Raw genomic sequence first — 15,710 nt, forward strand, 5'->3', positions numbered from 1 at the left:
TCTGATGAAAAAATATGTTATTTTCCTTTCACTTTTTGTTATTTCTTATGCAAATGCACAGGAAATTACCGACAAAGAAGCTTTCAAAAAATGCCGTAAAGAGTACAGCAGGAAGATTTGTCTTTCGGATGAAGATAAAGACGGTGTTTTATTTTATTTAGACCAATGTCCGAAAGAATCAGGTTTTGTTGAAAATAATGGTTGCAAATGGCCAGATTCTGACGGAGACGGAGTTTTAGATAAAGATGATTCTTGCCCTTCAGTTGCCGGACCACCTGAAAATAATGGCTGCCCTTGGCCGGATACGGATGGAGATGGAATTTTAGATAAAGATGATGCCTGTCCTACAGTTCCGGGGGTATCCGAAGAAAATGGCTGTCCTAAAAAAGTAAATCATTCTTACAGGTATTCGCAGGAAGAATTGAATGAAATAAAAAATAAGTTTTTAGAAAAAACAAAAAACTTTAATTACGAAAAGCTGGCAGATTTTATCTTCAGTAAAATAGATTTAAAAGAATTTAATTCTGAAATAATTAACTTAGAAGTTGCAAGTTTTTCTCAAATAGGGGGTTGTGGAGAAGATTCAACAGATTATTCTCCTTTAAATTTAGAAGTAAATTTGGCTTCAGAATTGTTTTGGAATGAGAGAAATTTCAAAAAATTTATAAGAAAATTTCCTTCAAAAATTATTTTTCCGTTCAGCGAGAATGAAGTGGTCAATAAAAAAGTACAATCATTTAAAAAGATGTATTCCAAAAAAATTAATGGAATAACTTTTTACAATGCAGAAAATAATTTCAAAGATTTAGAAAATAAAAAATTTAACCCTTACGAAAGCTTTCAGATATACATTTTCTTTAAAGATAATGATGAAATTTTGGTTAAGGTAAACGAAAAATCAGAAATTGAACGAAAAAATTTCAGATTACAAGAGAAAGGAAATACCTTTATACAATTAAATTAAAAAATGGCAAAAAAGAAAAAATATATAAGTCAGAAAAACGATCATAAACTCATGGAAATCGGAAGATTGATTATGAGATTTATGAATCAGAATCAAACCAGATTATACAATTACAAACAGATCTCAGACGGGATTGATTATAAAAATCCCAGACAGCGCGAGATGGTAATTCAGGCTTTGCATAAGCTGTTGGCAAACAAGCGTATAAAAGAAACCGAAAAAGGTAAATTCAGCATCAATCTTAATATTGAAGGTACTTTAACGGGAACTATAGACTTCAACCAAAGCGGAAATGCGTATGTTACCGTTGAAAATTTGAAGGATGATATCTTTATTCATTCAAAAAACGTGAAAGATGCCCTTCAGGGAGATAAAGTTCTCATTGTTACCTATAATTTCAAAGGAAAAAAACTCGAAGGCTCCGTTTTGGAAGTTTTAGAGAGAAAAAGATCTGAATTTGTGGGAACATTCCAACTCGTTCCTCATAAAGAATTCGGGTTTGTAGTTTGCGATAAAAAAACAATCAATACTGATATTTTTATTCCGAAAGGAAAAATAAACGGAGCAGAAAACGGCAATAAAGTAGTTGTAAAAATGACAGAATGGAAGCCCGGAGACAAAAATCCTGAAGGCGAAATTCTGCAGGTTCTTGGAAATCCAGGAGAACATGAAACCGAAATCCACTCTATTCTCGCAGAATATGGTTTACCATACGAATTTCCTGAAGAAGTAGAAAGGGAAGCCGATAAAATCGACCGCAGAATTACCGATGAAGAAGCGAAAAAACGTTGGGATATGCGAGATGTTTTAACGTTTACAATTGACCCAAAAGATGCAAAAGATTTTGATGATGCTTTATCGATGAGAAAGCTGGAAAACGGAAACTGGGAAGTTGGAGTTCATATTGCAGACGTTTCTCATTACGTAGTTCCGGGAACTGTTTTGGATGATGAAGCGTACGAAAGAGCCACTTCAGTTTATTTGGTAGATCGTGTTGTACCGATGCTTCCGGAGGTTTTGAGTAACGATGTTTGTTCACTTCGTCCGAACGAAGATAAATATACATTCTCTGCAGTTTTTGAGTTGAATGACAAGGCAGAAATTCAGAAACAGTGGTTTGGAAGAACGGTGATTCATTCCGACAGAAGATTCACTTACGAAGAAGCTCAGGAAAGAATTGAAACCCAGAAAGGCGATTTGCATGAAGAAATTAATGTTCTCGACAGATTAGCCAAAATTATGCGTGCTGAACGGATTAAAAACGGTGCAATTACTTTTGACAGAAGCGAAGTTCGTTTCAATTTGGATGAAAACAATCAGCCCATTGGAGTTTACTTCAAAATCAGCAAAGATTCAAATCATTTAATTGAAGAATTTATGCTTTTGGCGAATAAAAAAGTGTCTGAATTTGTTTCGCTAAAAAAAGGAAGTCCGAACGGAAATACCTTTATTTACAGAGTTCACGACGATCCGGATCCTGCAAAATTGGAAGCTTTGAGAGATTTTGTATCTACTTTTGGGTATAAAATGGATTTGGCAAATACCAAAAAAGTCGCAGAATCTTTAAATACTTTACTGAAAGACGTCAAAGGAAAAGGCGAAGAAAATATGATTGAAACCCTGGCGATGCGAAGCATGAGCAAAGCAGTCTACTCTACCGAACCAATTGGTCATTATGGTTTAGGATTCGATTATTATTCGCATTTCACCTCTCCTATCCGTCGTTATCCCGATTTGTTGGCGCATAGATTATTGCAGCATTATTTGGATGGAGGAAAATCTCCTGACAGAAATGAGCTGGAAGAAAAAGCAAAACACTGCAGTGCAATGGAGCGTTTGGCAGCCGATGCAGAAAGAGATTCTATTAAATTTATGCAGGTGAAATTTATGGAAAAACATTTGGGAGAAACTTTCACGGGTGTGATTTCCGGAGTTGCAGAATTTGGTTTTTGGGTTGAAATCCCTGAAAACGGTGCTGAAGGTTTAATCAAGCTTCGAGATTTAATGGATGATTCTTACACCTACGACAAAGCAACACACGCAGTTTACGGTTCACGCACAGGAAACCGCTATCAGTTGGGAGATCAGGTAAAAATTAAAGTAGTAAAAGCTAATTTAATTGCAAAACAGCTTGATTTTAAGATTGTTGATTAATATTAGATAAATTATTGAAATATGGAGACCACAGAAATGTGGTCTTTTTAATTGTTAGGCAAGCATTCAAATTATATTCTTTTTAAACCCCAATAAAAATATAATCTTTAAATTTGGCTTTGAAACAAATTTTGCATGTTTGAACTCATATTTTCAGCCATTGGTTTAGGCTTTATGCTGAGTCTGGTTTTTATCGGGCCTATTTTTTTTCTGTTAATAGAAACCAGTTTTACAAGAGGTCCGAAACACGCTTTAGCACTCGATTTTGGGGTGGTAACAGCAGATTTACTTTGTATTATTGCTGCTTATTATGCCAGTGCAGATATTGTTAATCTCATCGATAAACACCCAGGATTTTACAGAATTACATCCATTCTTATTCTCGCTTACGGGATTATTATGATGGTTACAAAAACCAAAATGCATATGCCCGGAGAAGAAAAACTCATCGGGCAGAATTATTTTAAAACATTTATCAATGGTTTTTTACTGAATCTTCTCAATGTCGGGGTAATCCTTTTTTGGTTAGTTACCGTAATTGGCGTAAGAAATCAGTATCCGGATACCGAAAGTCTTATTCTCTATCTCGGAATTGTGATTGCAACTTATCTGGGAATAGATTTTCTTAAAATTTTTCTGGCAAAACAGTTTCACGATAAACTTACCCAAAAACTGGCAAACAACATCAGAAAAGGGGTAGGTATTGTGCTGATTATTTTCAGTTTCTTTATATTCCTTCAAAGTTTTAAAATGTTTAATCAGTTCGACAGACAATTGGAAGAAGCCGAGAAAAAAGAATTAAAATACAAAAAAAACTGATGAAAATATTTCCAAAATCACTTAAAAAAGGGGATAAAATAGCCATAATTTCTCCTGCAGGTGCTGTAGAACCGGCTCAACTGGAAAAGAGCCTCCAAATGATTACCTCTAAAGGTTTTGAACCTGTTTTGGGTGAACACTTATATACCAAATTCTCAAACGGCTACAACTATGCGGGAACCGAAGCCGAAAGACTAAAAGATATGAATTGGGCGTTGAACGATCCGGAAATTTCAGCAGTTTGGGCTTCGCGTGGCGGTTACGGCTGCCAGCATTTATTGGAAGGTTTAAGTTTAAAAGAATTTGCCAAAAATCCGAAATGGTATATCGGTTATTCAGATAATACCGCAATTCAGAGCTATTTGCTGAAAAAAGGTTTCGCATCTATTCATGGGCAGACTATAAAAACTTCAAGCTTTGGCGTAACGGAAGAAAGTTATGAAGTAATTTTTGATATTTTAAAAGGGAAAAAGCCAAAATACAGTTTAAAATCGCATCAATTAAACAAGCAGGGAAATATTGAAGGAGAATTGGTTGGAGGAAATTTAGCCCTTATTTATGCACTTTTAGGGACAAAATATTCTTTTGATTTTAAAGATAAAATTTTATTCATCGAAGATATTGGCGAAAACTTCTATGCTTTAGACAGAATGATAATGAGTCTGGAATTAGCAGGTGTTTTCAAAAAAATAAAAGGATTAATCGTTGGTGGTATGACCAACATGGGCGACGAAAAAGAGAATAAGCAATATGAAGAAAGCTTCGATGAATTGTCTTATAAACTCATCTCAGACAGAATTTCAAAGTATCATTTTCCCGTAATTTTTGCATTTCCGAACGGGCATATTAAAGATAACCGACCATTAATAATAGGAAGTAAAGTAAAAATTAAGGCTGGAGAGAAAGTAAAAGTTGAGTTTTGAGGAAAGGTAATTCTTTGAAACTTCTTACTCAAACAAGAAAAATATGGCAGATCACAATGAATTAGGAAAGAAAGCTGAAGATTTAGTCGCTGAATATCTGGTAAAAAACGGCTATACAATTCTTGTCAGAAATTTTCGGTTCAAAAAGAATGAAATTGATATTATTGCCGAAAAAGACAACAAAATAGTTGTGGTTGAGGTAAAAGCAAGATCCACAGATTTTTTTATTCTTCCGCAGGAAGCGGTTACCAAATCAAAAATAAAGGCAATTGTACTCGCTGCCAATCATTTTATGGAAGAATTTAATAAAAATCAGGAAGTAAGATTTGATATTATTTCGGTTCTTCCAGATCCAGACGGTCAATTAGAAATAGAACATATTCAGGATGCTTTCGAAGCATTCGATGCAAATTAATCAATGTAATAATATATCAATATAAGAGTTTACTAATAATTGTTACATTTAAAAACTGAAAATTTTTATGAAGACAATACTCATCACCGGAGCTACTTCCGGTATCGGAAAAGCCACTGCAGAACTTTTAGCAAAACAGGGAAACAGGATGATCATCTGCGGAAGGCGTGAAGAAGTTTTGGAATCTTTAAAAAAAGAATTATCCGCATTTGCAGATATTTTCAGCTTAAAATTTGATGTCCGGAATTTAAAGGAAGTTGAAAACGCCATTTCATCGCTTCCCGCAGACTGGAAAAACGTAGATGTATTAATCAATAATGCAGGAAATGCACACGGTTTAGAGCCTCTTTCAGCCGGAAATACCGAAGATTGGGATTCTATGATTGATGGAAATGTGAAAGGGCTTTTATATGTTTCTAAAACCCTCATTCCTATCATGAAAGAAAGAAATTCAGGACAGATTATCAATATCAGCTCTGTTGCCGCAAGACAAACCTATGCCAACGGCGTAGTTTATTGTGCTACCAAAAGAGCAGTAGATGTGATTTCTGACGGAATGAGACTTGAATTAACAGAATTCGGCATCCGTGTTACCAATATCCAGCCAGGAGCTGTGGAAACAGATTTTTCCCTGGTGAGATTCAAAGGAGATCAGGAAAGAGCAGCAACGGTGTATGCCGGTTACGAAGCCTTAAAAGCTGAAGATATTGCCGATGCCATTGCCTACTGCATCAATGCACCGCAACACGTTACCGTTTCAGATATGACCATTTATCCAAGTGCACAGAGCGAACCGAGAACCATTTACAGAAAAGGGTAATTTTTAATTTGAAAACGATTTAATTTGAGAATTTGGATATGAGGTTCTTCCCTATTCTATTTCTTTTTTGCTGTATTTTTGGATTTTCTCAGAAGTATTCTATACCGGGAAAAAAGTTGCTTTCTCAAACTAGAAAGCTTGATTCTCTGATGCAGTTTAATAATCCTAAAATTCTCGATTTGTTGGATACAGATGTTTCGTTCGGTCATTCTAATGGCTGGATCCAGAATCTGGATGATTTTAAAAAAGATTTTTCTTCCGGAAAAGTTGAATATAAAGAAATCAGTCAGATAGAAGTTTCAGAAATGAAGAAATTCAAAAATACTTTCAGCATCCGCAGGAAGATTAAGGTAAAAGGTTTCTATAAAAAAAAGGAATTTGAAATGAACTTATCGCTTCTCGAAATCTGGATTAAAAAGAAATCTCTATGGAAATTGTGGAGCCGGCAAAGTGTGGAGATAAAGCCATAAATTTGCAAAAAAGCAATATTTTGATTGCACTAAATTAATTTAAAAATGAAAATACTATACCTAGAAACTTCCTCTAAAAACTGTTCTGTTGCTATTTCGGAGGGCGATAAACTTTTATGTGTATGTGAAGAAGTTTCAGAAAACTATAAACAGAGCGAATCTTTGCACACTTTTGTAGAATGGGCGTTGGAAGGAGCAGAAATTTCTCTGAATGATTTGGATGCCGTCTGTTTGGGAAAAGGTCCCGGCTCTTATACAGGTCTTAGAATTGGAGCTGCTTCGGCGAAAGGCTTTTGTTATGGCTTAAAGATACCTTTGGTAGCCGTCAATTCTATGGAAAGCATGATTGAGCCGTTTTTAGGACAAAACTACGATTGTATTATCACATTGGTCGATGCAAGACGAATGGAGGTTTATACTGCGGTTTATGATGGTAAAACAGGATATGAAACATTTTCCACAGAAGCAAAAATTTTGGATGAAACCTCTTTTCAGGAATTTAAAGATAAAAAAGTTCTCTTTGTAGGTGACGGAGCTTCTAAAGCCCAAGACATCTTAGATCTTCCTAATGCCGAATTCAAAGCAGATGTTTATCCTTCTGCAAAGTATTTAGTAAGAAAAGCTTTAGAAAAGGCAGAAAAAGAAGATTTTGAAGATATTGCATATTTTGAACCGTTTTATCTTAAAGATTTTCATGGGGTGAAAAAATCTCAGTCGTAGTGCACTTTAAAATGAAATAAAAAAGCGAAGATTTAATTTCTTCGCTTTTTCTTTATTTTCCATAACCATTTGCCGGAATACTATTAGGAACCATTTGAAGATCATTTAATTGTGGCTTCTTGGGAACTCCGTTTAATGTTGGCTGATTTTTATTCTGTTGATTGCTTGGCTGCTGTATCTGGTTGTTTTGAGGGATATTTCCGGGTGTACTGCCTTTATTTTCAATCATCTGCGGATTGTTATTATTTGGGACAGCATTTCCTTTATGATCAGTAGTCTGAAATTTAAGATCACTTTTAAGGTAATTCAGCATCTCTTTAGCCTTCATCCCTTCTGGAGTTTTGGCATAATTAAGAACAATTTGTTCCAACTGAAGAATCATTACTTCTTTTCCGCTGGTTTTTCCTGCATTAAAAGCATTCAATAAGCTCAGTTTAGGGACAAGTGCATCTTTTGGATATTTAAGGATGATCTGGTCTATTTTGGCTTGGCTTTCTGCAAATTTTTCAGATTCGTAAAGTGCATATGCCGCTTTGTATTCGTTCTCTACTTCATCCGAAGATTTTACAAAATTACTGTTTTTAGGATTTCTTGCGAATTCTGCATACGATGTATACGGATAATCAGTAATTAGAATTTGTTTTGCTCTTTCCGAAATCTGAGGATTTTTTTCATAATTCATAGAAAAAATCTCGTATAAAGCCTGAAGCATTACTTTCTCTTCCGGTTTCACATCCACAAGATCGTAAAGTGTTTTTGTGGCTAAAGGCGTATTGGTAAAATAATTTTGATACATAATACCCAATCCTAAAGAGGCGGTATCTCTGTCTTTTTTTAGTTGTGAAAGTTTTGCAACATCCGTAGGAATTTGTTCGATATAATATGCGGGTTCAAAACGTCTTGGGTTAGGAGCTGCGTTCACTCCCAATGCTTCATTTTTCATATCTTCCAGAGAAGCCATTTTTTTGGAATAACGCCAGTTATCTGAAAGTGCACGGTCTCCCCAAATCTGTTTAAATGTTGCAGAACCTTTACTTACCGTATTATTATTGCTGAAATAAAATCCTTTTGCAGCTACTCCAAAATCCTCGAATCCTCCGTTACCATTAGCAAAAATAGAGTTGGCGTTGTAATCTCCGGTATCAAAACCTTTACTTCTTTCTGCTCTTCTTCTCTCCTGCTCTGCTTTTTCTTCTTTAATTTTCAATGCAGCAATATATTTAGAAAAATATTCGGTTTTCTGTGGTTCGGTCATTTTTGCCAAAGAAAGAATACTGTCGTTTTTCTTAATAAAATAATAGTTTTTGGATATTTTTTTGATATAGTTAGACTGATCTTTAAGGAGAAGTTTAGAGGGTTCGTAAGTCATGGCAACCAAAGCAGAATCGTAATATGCTCCGGCTCCTATGTAATCATTTTTCTCTAAATATCCTTTTCCGATTTCATAATAAGCCAATCCTCTTACCTGAGAATCTGAAACTTTTTCTAACAAAGACTTTCTGAAAAATTCCTGCGCTTCTCTTTTTTTACCTGCTTTATTGGCCATGAGACCAAGAGCATAATAAAACTCATTTTTTCGGGATGCGTAAGTTCCTTTTTTGCTTATTTTTTCGAGATAATCTTTTGCACCTTCATAATTGCCTTTTCCGTTGAATGTTTTTGCAATTTCTATCTGAGATTTCACTTCAAATTCAAAATCGTTGGCATATTTATAAGCGGCAAGAAAGCTTTCTCTTGCAAGATCAGATTTCCCCTGTTCCTGCAAAACCTGCCCTCTAAGAAATGCAATTCTGCTCTTTAATTTTCGGTTTCCGTTCACTTCAAAAGCACGGTCTAGTTCTTTTACAGCTTCTTCTTTTTTTCCGGCATCCAAAAGAGATTCCGCATAATAAATGCTCATTACTTTTTCGTGGTCTTTGCTTAGTTTCTCGCTTTTAAGTTCGGCGAAAATATCTTGCGATTTGCGAAAGTTTTTCATTTGAGCATACGCCAAAGCTTCGTAAACATGAGCCAATGGAAGCCTTTTGTCTTTTTTCATGTGAGTAAAGACGTAGTTAAGTGCATCCAGAGCCGAGAGATATTTCCCCTGATAAATTCTCGATTGTGCCAAAATAATGTAAGCATCGAAGATCTTTTTATTCTGCTCCTCTCCTTTTCGGATAACCGAATATTTGTTGATGGCTTTTAAAGCTTTTGCTTCAGCAATTTCTAAAACGGTTGCTCCTTTATTCTGCATTGTACCATCAGGATTTTGAGACATTGGAGAATTTCCCGGCATTCCGGGAGGCATTCCGGGAACATTTTTAGAGTTTGCGGAATTGTTAAGCCCAGCCATTTTCATCGTATTTTCGGCAAATGCTGAAGACTGTCCCAAATCGCTTCCTAAAGGCTGATCTTCATAGGTAAGAATAGGAATATAGGGTGCATAGAAATTGTCTTTGTGAGACTTATCTCTTGATGTAAACTCACTGTTTAATGCATCTTTCGCATTAAATAAAGTATTATAGTAGGTAGAAAAGCCTTTTAGAAACTTTGATCTTGCTTCCGGTTTTTTCACTTTTGTGGAACAGGAAACAACAATAATCGCTGCTAAAAGGAATATGATTTTCTTTTTCATTATTTCAATATAACTCGCTAATTTACTTTTTATTATCAGCAGTTTGATGATTTTGTAAAAATAATAAAAAATTATTTTGGAAATTTCTGTATTTGTTTCAGGTTTTTATAAACCAAGTGTGTTGGTAATCCCATAATGGTATAAAAACTTCCTTTTATGGATTTAATTTTTGCCATTCCCAACCATTCTTGTATTCCGTAGCTTCCGGCTTTATCGAAAGGTTTGTAGTTTTCGATGTAAAAGTCTATTTCATTATCTGAAATCTCATCAAATTCCACTTCGGCAACATCGGTTTCAGTAATTGTTTTATGAACAGTTTTTAGGGTAATTCCCGTATAAACCTGATGTGTTTTTCCGGATAATGATCGAATCATTTTTCGGGATTCGTCTTTATCTTTTGGTTTTCCAAGAATTTGATTTTCAAAGGAAACAATGGTATCTGCTGTTAAAAGCACTTCATTTTCTGATAGACTTTCACAACTTTCAGCTTTTAATTCAGAAAGATAAGCTGCAGCATCTGAAATTTGAATATTTTCGGGTAAAATCTCGTCACAATCTATCTTCACAACTTCAAATTCGAAGCCTAAACCGGCTAAAAGTTCTTTTCTACGCGGCGACTGTGAGGCTAAAAGTATTTTCATAACTCGATTTTAAACAGATTGTGTGTTATCGTCATGCCAATTTCCCTGTACTTTCATTACCTGCTCAATAACATCCCGAACTGCTCCGCTCCCACCCTTTTTTGTAGAAATATAATCTGCGATGGCTTTAATTTCCGGAACGGCATTTTCCGGGCAACTTGCAATTGAAGAATTTTTCATCATGTGAAAATCTGGAATGTCGTCTCCCATTGTAAGAATTTCATCATTTTTGAGATTATATTTTGCTTTAAAATCTTCATAATCTACCATTTTATCGTGAGATTTTGCATAATAATCTTCAATACCGAGATAATTAATGCGATGTCTTACCATTTCGTCGTTTCCGCCGGTTATTACTCCGATTAAATAATTGTTTTTCAGGGCTTTTACAACCGCATATCCATCCAAAACATTCATCACTCTGCACATATTTCCGCCAGGCATTAAATAAACACTTCCATCTGTGAACACGCCATCTACATCAAACACAAATGCTTTTATATCTTTTAATTTTTCTTTATAACTCATTGTAAATGATAATTGAAAAATGATGATTGATGAACGATAAAAAATTCAAATCCATAGCAATCACTAATCGTTTTTTTAGTTTTAAATTATTTTAATCAAGATTATAAGTAAGTCGAACGGTAATTCTTGCAGATTTCTCTTTACTTGAAGTATCGAAATTTCCTCCATAGCTGTCTTCATCCGTAGAACCTTTTGCAGTAATCTGGAATACTCCCATAGAAGCGTCTTTAAGTTTACCCAAATCTCCGTCTGCACTGCTTACAATTTTTTCAGCTCTTTCTTTGGCATCTTTTGCACCGGCTTCAATAAGACTGTGTTTTAAAGAAGCAAGGTCAGAATATGTATATTGTGCAGAAGAAGGTTCAAACTGAACTCCGTTGTTGATTAATTCTGCAGTTTTATCAATTACGCTTTCTATCTTTTTCATTAAAGCAGGATTTTTTTGTGCTCTGAAAAAAACACTCTGCGTTGCTTTATAGCCATCAAAAATTTCTTCAGACTTTTCGCTTCCGTCTGATTCTTTTGTGGTTACTGTGCGGTAAGATCTGGAAAAATTAACTCCGCCAAAAGAAAATTCTCCGGCTTTAAAACCTTTGCTGTAGAAAAAAACTTTTACCTTTTCTTTATCCTGAGAAATAATGTTGTAAGCATCTTTAGCATCCATTGCATTGGCATCGAAACTTCCGCTCCAGTTAATTTCGTCGGAAATAAAATCCTTTGTTCCCAAACCGGTTACCGAAATGGTGTCTTGTTTTAAATTTCTGTTCTTAAAGCTAGAACCTAAAATAAATGCAGTAATTACAATAGCTGCTCCTATAATGAGTGAACGGATGATGTTTGTATTCATTTTTTTGTGATTTTTCTCAAAGATAAAATATTATGGGAGATGATACATTTTTTTAATGGAAAGATTCATAGTTTTATAAATACTGAGGCTTTCGTCTGACAATAATTCTTCATGAAGCTCCAATATTCTTTTATCATTTCTTACTGCGGGACCTGTTTGGGCAGATTTGGGTTCCATTTCATGAATTTTCTGAACGGTTTCATCTATAAGCGGTAAAAAATAATCGAACGGAATTTCCTGAGAATCTGAAATTTCTTTAGCTCTGGAAAAAAGATGATTTGTAAAATTGCAGGCAAAAACAGCAGTAAGATGTATGTATTTCCTTTTTTCGTAAGAACTTTCCATTACTTTATCCGAAATTTTAGAAGCTATTGCAGTAAGTAACTGTTGATCTTCGGGATTTTCAGTTTCAATAAAGAATGGTATTTTTTTGTAGTTTAAAATTTTAGATTTAGAAAATGTCTGTAAAGGATAAAAACTAGATTTTCTATATGCTCCACTAAGAATTTCTTTAGGTAAAGACCCTGAAGTATGGGCAACTAGACAATTTTTTTTAGTAATCATCCGAGAAACCTCTTCTACAGAATGATCGCTTACACAAATAATGTATAAATCTGCATCTGTAAGTCTTTCAGAAGAATAAGGGATGTGTAGTTCTGTAGAAATCTTTTGAAGGTCATTTTCATTTCTGCCAAAAATCTGAGCTACAGAAATACCGTTTTGCTTCAATGCTTTTGCCAGATGATACGCAACGTTTCCTGAACCAATAATAACTGTTTGCATTACACAAAGATAGATAATTTGGCTCATTGGTTTTACGGTAAAAAGACAGGTTTATAAAAAAATGAATGATTATATTCTAAATATTTAGCATAAAAATTGGATATATAGTTTAACTTTTAAATATTTTTGTCATCAAAACAATGAAAGCATCACATGAAGAGTAAAGACGCAGAGATAATTGCGCTTATGCAAGACTCACGAACACTGGATAAAGGGATTCGTGTGATGATGGATGCTTATCAGAGTAGATTATATTGGCACATTAGACGTATTGTAGTGGATGGAGATCTTGCTCAGGATACGTTGCAGGAAACTTTCATCAAAGCATATCAGAATTTTCATCAGTTTAAAAACGACAGTCAGCTTTATACATGGCTGTACAGAATTGCAACCAACGAAGCTTTGCAGCAAATAAATAAACTGAAAAAAATGCAGAAAACAGATGAAGATCCTTCCTATTACATGCAAAATATTATTGCAGATAATACAGAAGATGATGCCGAAGAAATACAGATTTTATTGCAGAAAGCTATACTGAGCCTCCCTGAAAAACAAAAACTTGTATTTACGATGAGGTATTATGATGATTTGCCGTACGAAGAAATATCGAAAATTGTAGATATGTCGGTAGGAACGCTTAAGACAAACTATCATTATGCCAAGCAAAAAATAGAAGAATACGTTAAAGAAAATTACGAAAGATAATTTTTGATAAAACATTAAAAATGAAAGATTTTAATCTAGATAATTTAGAACGCAAGAACATTTATAAAGTTCCTGAGAATATGTTTGAAAATATTCAGGAAAGGGTTTTGGGCGGAGTGAAAGATTTTGATCTTGAAGAATTGGAGCGTAAAAATATTTATAAAGTTTCTGAAAATTTATTTTCAACAGTTCAGGAGAATGTTTTAGAAAAAATTTCGGAAAAAAGAAAAACTCCTATTTTCAAAATGAACTGGGGATATGTTGCAGCAGCTTCTTTAGCTTTAATCTTTGGAACAACTTGGGTTTTTAATTCTAATTCTGACATTTCTGAAAATACTGATTCAGTAACAAATTATGTTCAGAATGTTGAGGTTCCTAAAACGGATAATGAGATTGCCAACAATACTGCGACATCAAATATAGCTGCTGAAGATCATGAAGTTATCAAAACAGTAAGCGAATCTAATCCTAAAGTTGCCGTTTCTCATGTTTCGGAGAACACATCAGAAAATCAAATTAGAAAAACAGCAAAAGCTAATAATAATGAGATTCACATGAATGAATATATTGAGTCTCTTTCCAATTCGGAGATTGCAGAATTGGCGAAAAATTCTAGTCAGGATGTTTACCTCGACTTATTTAATTAAACGAAGATGAAAAAAATATTATTTATACTTTTTATAATGACAGGTTTGATGCTGAATGCACAAATCAATAATTATGATTGGAAAAATATGACCCGCGAGAAAAGACAGGCGGTAATAAACAGTCTTCCTCCAGATGAAAGAAAGGCACTTCTCACAGATTTGAGAAATAAAATGGTTCTGGATATGTTGGATGTAGCACCTAAAGACAAAGATGAATTTACCGAGGTTTACAACGAGTATCTGGATAATCAGAAAAAAATAATGAAACAGTTTAACTCCGATTTTGATCCTGAAAAGCTTAGCGAAGAAGAGGCAAAGCAAAAACTTCAGCAGAGTTTCGAGTTAGGTCAAAAATTATTAGACAATAAAAAGAAATATGCGGAAAAAATGCAGACTGTTATTCCTTGTCAGAAAGTTTTAAAATTATTTAACTCTGAAGCGATGATGAGAGATAAAATGAACCAAAGAAAACCGCATAACGAAAAACATACTATGCCCGAAAAAAAACAAAACCCATAATAGTTTATTTTTTTAATGTTGGACGACTCTTGCAATTTATTGTGAGGGTCGTTTAATTTTCAAGAAAAGCTTATTTTTGCAAAAAAAATAAGTATGAAGAAATTGTTTCAAATCGTGTTTTGCTTTATGGCTGTCTTATCATTTTCTCAATCTACAGAAGCCATTAAATTTAAAGGAAATATTACCAGATTTGATGGTGTTACTTATAAAGGTTTTAATGTTTTAGACCAAAGGCAAGATAAATCGATTGGAAATTTACCCTTTAATGAAAATAAAGAAATGAAAGAAGTGGTTTTTTCTACAACTCCAGAAAACGATTTCAAAGCTTGGTTTAGCAGAGGGAATACTTTAGATGGGAAAAATGAACTGATTCTTATTTTAAAGAAACTGAAACTTTCTACAGGCGAAAGCGACGGAAAGAAAACCAACGGAAATATGGATTTTTCAGCTCAAATATTCCAAAAGGAAGGCGACAAATACCGTTTTCTGTATAAAAAAGATACAGCTTTTGCTTTTCAGGATAAACGAGTTTCAGAGTTAATGGTGAAAAATATTCCAGTAATTTTTTCAGAGTTTATTAAAAAAGCTTACACTTTAGAACCTGCTAAAGATGCAGTGTTACTCAGTAATCTTTCTGATTATGAAGCGTATGTAAAAAACAAATATGAAGCCTTTAAAAGTGACAAACTCAAGGATGGAATATATTTAGATTTCAACTCTTTTTTAAATCAAAATCCGTTAAAAGGAAATTTTGAATTAGAAAGAAATGATAAAGGCGAAGTAACCAAGGCAATAAAAATAGAAAACGATAAAAAAGAAAAAATATCTGCCAATAAAATGTTTGCTTATGTGGAAAATGGCAAAGCTTATAAGAAAACAATGTCAGGCTTTATAGAAATCAATAAAAATGAAAACGGATTTTATATAATAGCCAATAGAGGACAGATTTTTCCTGCAGACTACAATAGTACTTACGGTATGTTTGGCTTAATAGGTGCAGTAGCCGGTTCTATTGAGCAAGCTTCCAAACAGAAGAAAATGAAAAATGAAGATAAACAAGAAGTTTATATTGATACTTTAACGGGAGAATACGATTTTCAGGATAAATAAATCAATTTATTTCATTGCTTACAGATTA

At 34.0% G+C, this 15,710-nt stretch carries 17 protein-coding genes; 12 read left to right on the forward strand and 5 right to left on the reverse strand.

Translation table 11 applies throughout. The annotated features are described in order from the left end of the window. Nucleotides 1–4 precede the first annotated feature (4 nt). The 8 genes from MTP08_RS14760 to tsaB all read left to right on the forward strand — a co-directional run bounded on the left by MTP08_RS14760 (nt 5) and on the right by tsaB (nt 7,285). Nucleotides 5–964, forward strand: a complete 960-nt coding sequence (locus MTP08_RS14760) for a thrombospondin type 3 repeat-containing protein (protein WP_394803739.1) — start codon at nt 5–7, stop codon at nt 962–964. Nucleotides 965–967: 3 nt separating this feature from the next. Next, on the forward strand, nt 968–3,118 hold the full coding sequence (gene rnr / locus MTP08_RS00065) for a ribonuclease R (protein ID WP_243576519.1): 2,151 nt from the start codon (nt 968–970) through the stop codon (nt 3,116–3,118). A 135-nt stretch (nt 3,119–3,253) separates the two neighbouring features. Then, nucleotides 3,254–3,937, forward strand: a complete 684-nt coding sequence (locus MTP08_RS00070; RefSeq protein ID WP_209388647.1) for a LysE family translocator — start codon at nt 3,254–3,256, stop codon at nt 3,935–3,937. Next, on the forward strand, nt 3,937–4,860 hold the full coding sequence (locus MTP08_RS00075) for a S66 peptidase family protein (RefSeq protein WP_243576520.1): 924 nt from the start codon (nt 3,937–3,939) through the stop codon (nt 4,858–4,860). The genes MTP08_RS00070 and MTP08_RS00075 overlap by 1 nt, the downstream gene beginning before the upstream one ends. A gap of 43 nt (nt 4,861–4,903) precedes the next feature. Further along, complete coding sequence (locus MTP08_RS00080) at nt 4,904–5,275, forward strand: YraN family protein (RefSeq protein WP_243576521.1); 372 nt, start codon at nt 4,904–4,906, stop codon at nt 5,273–5,275. A 67-nt stretch (nt 5,276–5,342) separates the two neighbouring features. Then, nucleotides 5,343–6,095 carry an SDR family NAD(P)-dependent oxidoreductase gene (locus tag MTP08_RS00085; RefSeq protein ID WP_243576522.1) on the forward strand — a complete coding sequence of 251 codons (753 nt, stop codon included), beginning with the start codon at nt 5,343–5,345 and terminating at the stop codon, nt 6,093–6,095. Nucleotides 6,096–6,244: 149 nt separating this feature from the next. Next, nucleotides 6,245–6,565, forward strand: a complete 321-nt coding sequence (locus MTP08_RS00090) for a hypothetical protein (RefSeq protein WP_243576523.1) — start codon at nt 6,245–6,247, stop codon at nt 6,563–6,565. A 45-nt stretch (nt 6,566–6,610) separates the two neighbouring features. Then, nucleotides 6,611–7,285, forward strand: a complete 675-nt coding sequence (tsaB, locus tag MTP08_RS00095; RefSeq protein ID WP_243576524.1) for a tRNA (adenosine(37)-N6)-threonylcarbamoyltransferase complex dimerization subunit type 1 TsaB — start codon at nt 6,611–6,613, stop codon at nt 7,283–7,285. A 52-nt stretch (nt 7,286–7,337) separates the two neighbouring features. Here the strand turns inward: tsaB and porW are convergent, their stop codons facing one another. The 5 genes from porW to MTP08_RS00120 form a co-directional block, all read right to left on the reverse strand. Beyond that, complete coding sequence (porW, locus tag MTP08_RS00100) at nt 7,338–9,902, reverse strand: type IX secretion system periplasmic lipoprotein PorW/SprE (RefSeq protein WP_243576525.1); 2,565 nt, start codon at nt 9,900–9,902, stop codon at nt 7,338–7,340. 71 nt (nt 9,903–9,973) lie between these two features. Next, nucleotides 9,974–10,543, reverse strand: coding sequence for a Maf family protein (locus MTP08_RS00105; protein ID WP_243576526.1), 570 nt, complete (start codon nt 10,541–10,543; stop codon nt 9,974–9,976). A gap of 9 nt (nt 10,544–10,552) precedes the next feature. Beyond that, a complete protein-coding gene (locus MTP08_RS00110; RefSeq protein WP_209388638.1) occupies nt 10,553–11,071 on the reverse strand; it encodes a KdsC family phosphatase in 519 nt (172 codons plus the stop codon). A gap of 91 nt (nt 11,072–11,162) precedes the next feature. Next, nucleotides 11,163–11,918: an SIMPL domain-containing protein gene (locus MTP08_RS00115; RefSeq protein ID WP_243576527.1), complete on the reverse strand. Its 756-nt coding sequence runs from the start codon at nt 11,916–11,918 to the stop codon at nt 11,163–11,165. Between the two features lie 30 nt (nt 11,919–11,948). After that, nucleotides 11,949–12,701 carry a Rossmann-like and DUF2520 domain-containing protein gene (locus MTP08_RS00120; protein WP_243577765.1) on the reverse strand — a complete coding sequence of 251 codons (753 nt, stop codon included), beginning with the start codon at nt 12,699–12,701 and terminating at the stop codon, nt 11,949–11,951. A gap of 153 nt (nt 12,702–12,854) precedes the next feature. Between MTP08_RS00120 and MTP08_RS00125 the strand changes: the two genes are divergently transcribed. The 4 genes from MTP08_RS00125 (at nt 12,855) to MTP08_RS00140 (ending at nt 15,682) form a co-directional block, all read left to right on the forward strand. After that, on the forward strand, nt 12,855–13,406 hold the full coding sequence (locus MTP08_RS00125) for an RNA polymerase sigma factor (protein WP_243576528.1): 552 nt from the start codon (nt 12,855–12,857) through the stop codon (nt 13,404–13,406). Between the two features lie 20 nt (nt 13,407–13,426). Beyond that, complete coding sequence (locus tag MTP08_RS00130) at nt 13,427–14,053, forward strand: hypothetical protein (RefSeq protein ID WP_243576529.1); 627 nt, start codon at nt 13,427–13,429, stop codon at nt 14,051–14,053. A 6-nt stretch (nt 14,054–14,059) separates the two neighbouring features. Next, nucleotides 14,060–14,572, forward strand: a complete 513-nt coding sequence (locus MTP08_RS00135) for a hypothetical protein (RefSeq protein WP_209388635.1) — start codon at nt 14,060–14,062, stop codon at nt 14,570–14,572. A gap of 93 nt (nt 14,573–14,665) precedes the next feature. Beyond that, entirely contained in the window at nt 14,666–15,682 is a 1,017-nt protein-coding gene (locus MTP08_RS00140) for a hypothetical protein (protein ID WP_243576530.1), read from the forward strand. Nucleotides 15,683–15,710: the final 28 nt, after the last annotated feature.

The organism is Chryseobacterium oryzae, from assembly GCF_022811665.1.
GTDB classification, from domain to species: Bacteria; Bacteroidota; Bacteroidia; order Flavobacteriales; family Weeksellaceae; genus Chryseobacterium; species Chryseobacterium oryzae.

Coding starts and splice junctions, on each gene's coding strand:
- MTP08_RS14760 (WP_394803739.1), top strand. CDS start 5: ATGAAAAAATATGTTATTTTCCTTTCACTTTTTGTTATTTCTTATGCA.
- rnr (WP_243576519.1), top strand. CDS start 968: ATGGCAAAAAAGAAAAAATATATAAGTCAGAAAAACGATCATAAACTC.
- MTP08_RS00070 (WP_209388647.1), top strand. CDS start 3,254: ATGTTTGAACTCATATTTTCAGCCATTGGTTTAGGCTTTATGCTGAGT.
- MTP08_RS00075 (WP_243576520.1), top strand. CDS start 3,937: ATGAAAATATTTCCAAAATCACTTAAAAAAGGGGATAAAATAGCCATA.
- MTP08_RS00080 (WP_243576521.1), top strand. CDS start 4,904: ATGGCAGATCACAATGAATTAGGAAAGAAAGCTGAAGATTTAGTCGCT.
- MTP08_RS00085 (WP_243576522.1), top strand. CDS start 5,343: ATGAAGACAATACTCATCACCGGAGCTACTTCCGGTATCGGAAAAGCC.
- MTP08_RS00090 (WP_243576523.1), top strand. CDS start 6,245: ATGCAGTTTAATAATCCTAAAATTCTCGATTTGTTGGATACAGATGTT.
- tsaB (WP_243576524.1), top strand. CDS start 6,611: ATGAAAATACTATACCTAGAAACTTCCTCTAAAAACTGTTCTGTTGCT.
- porW (WP_243576525.1), bottom strand. CDS start 9,902: ATGAAAAAGAAAATCATATTCCTTTTAGCAGCGATTATTGTTGTTTCC.
- MTP08_RS00105 (WP_243576526.1), bottom strand. CDS start 10,543: ATGAAAATACTTTTAGCCTCACAGTCGCCGCGTAGAAAAGAACTTTTA.
- MTP08_RS00110 (WP_209388638.1), bottom strand. CDS start 11,071: ATGAGTTATAAAGAAAAATTAAAAGATATAAAAGCATTTGTGTTTGAT.
- MTP08_RS00115 (WP_243576527.1), bottom strand. CDS start 11,918: ATGAATACAAACATCATCCGTTCACTCATTATAGGAGCAGCTATTGTA.
- MTP08_RS00120 (WP_243577765.1), bottom strand. CDS start 12,701: ATGCAAACAGTTATTATTGGTTCAGGAAACGTTGCGTATCATCTGGCA.
- MTP08_RS00125 (WP_243576528.1), top strand. CDS start 12,855: ATGAAGAGTAAAGACGCAGAGATAATTGCGCTTATGCAAGACTCACGA.
- MTP08_RS00130 (WP_243576529.1), top strand. CDS start 13,427: ATGAAAGATTTTAATCTAGATAATTTAGAACGCAAGAACATTTATAAA.
- MTP08_RS00135 (WP_209388635.1), top strand. CDS start 14,060: ATGAAAAAAATATTATTTATACTTTTTATAATGACAGGTTTGATGCTG.
- MTP08_RS00140 (WP_243576530.1), top strand. CDS start 14,666: ATGAAGAAATTGTTTCAAATCGTGTTTTGCTTTATGGCTGTCTTATCA.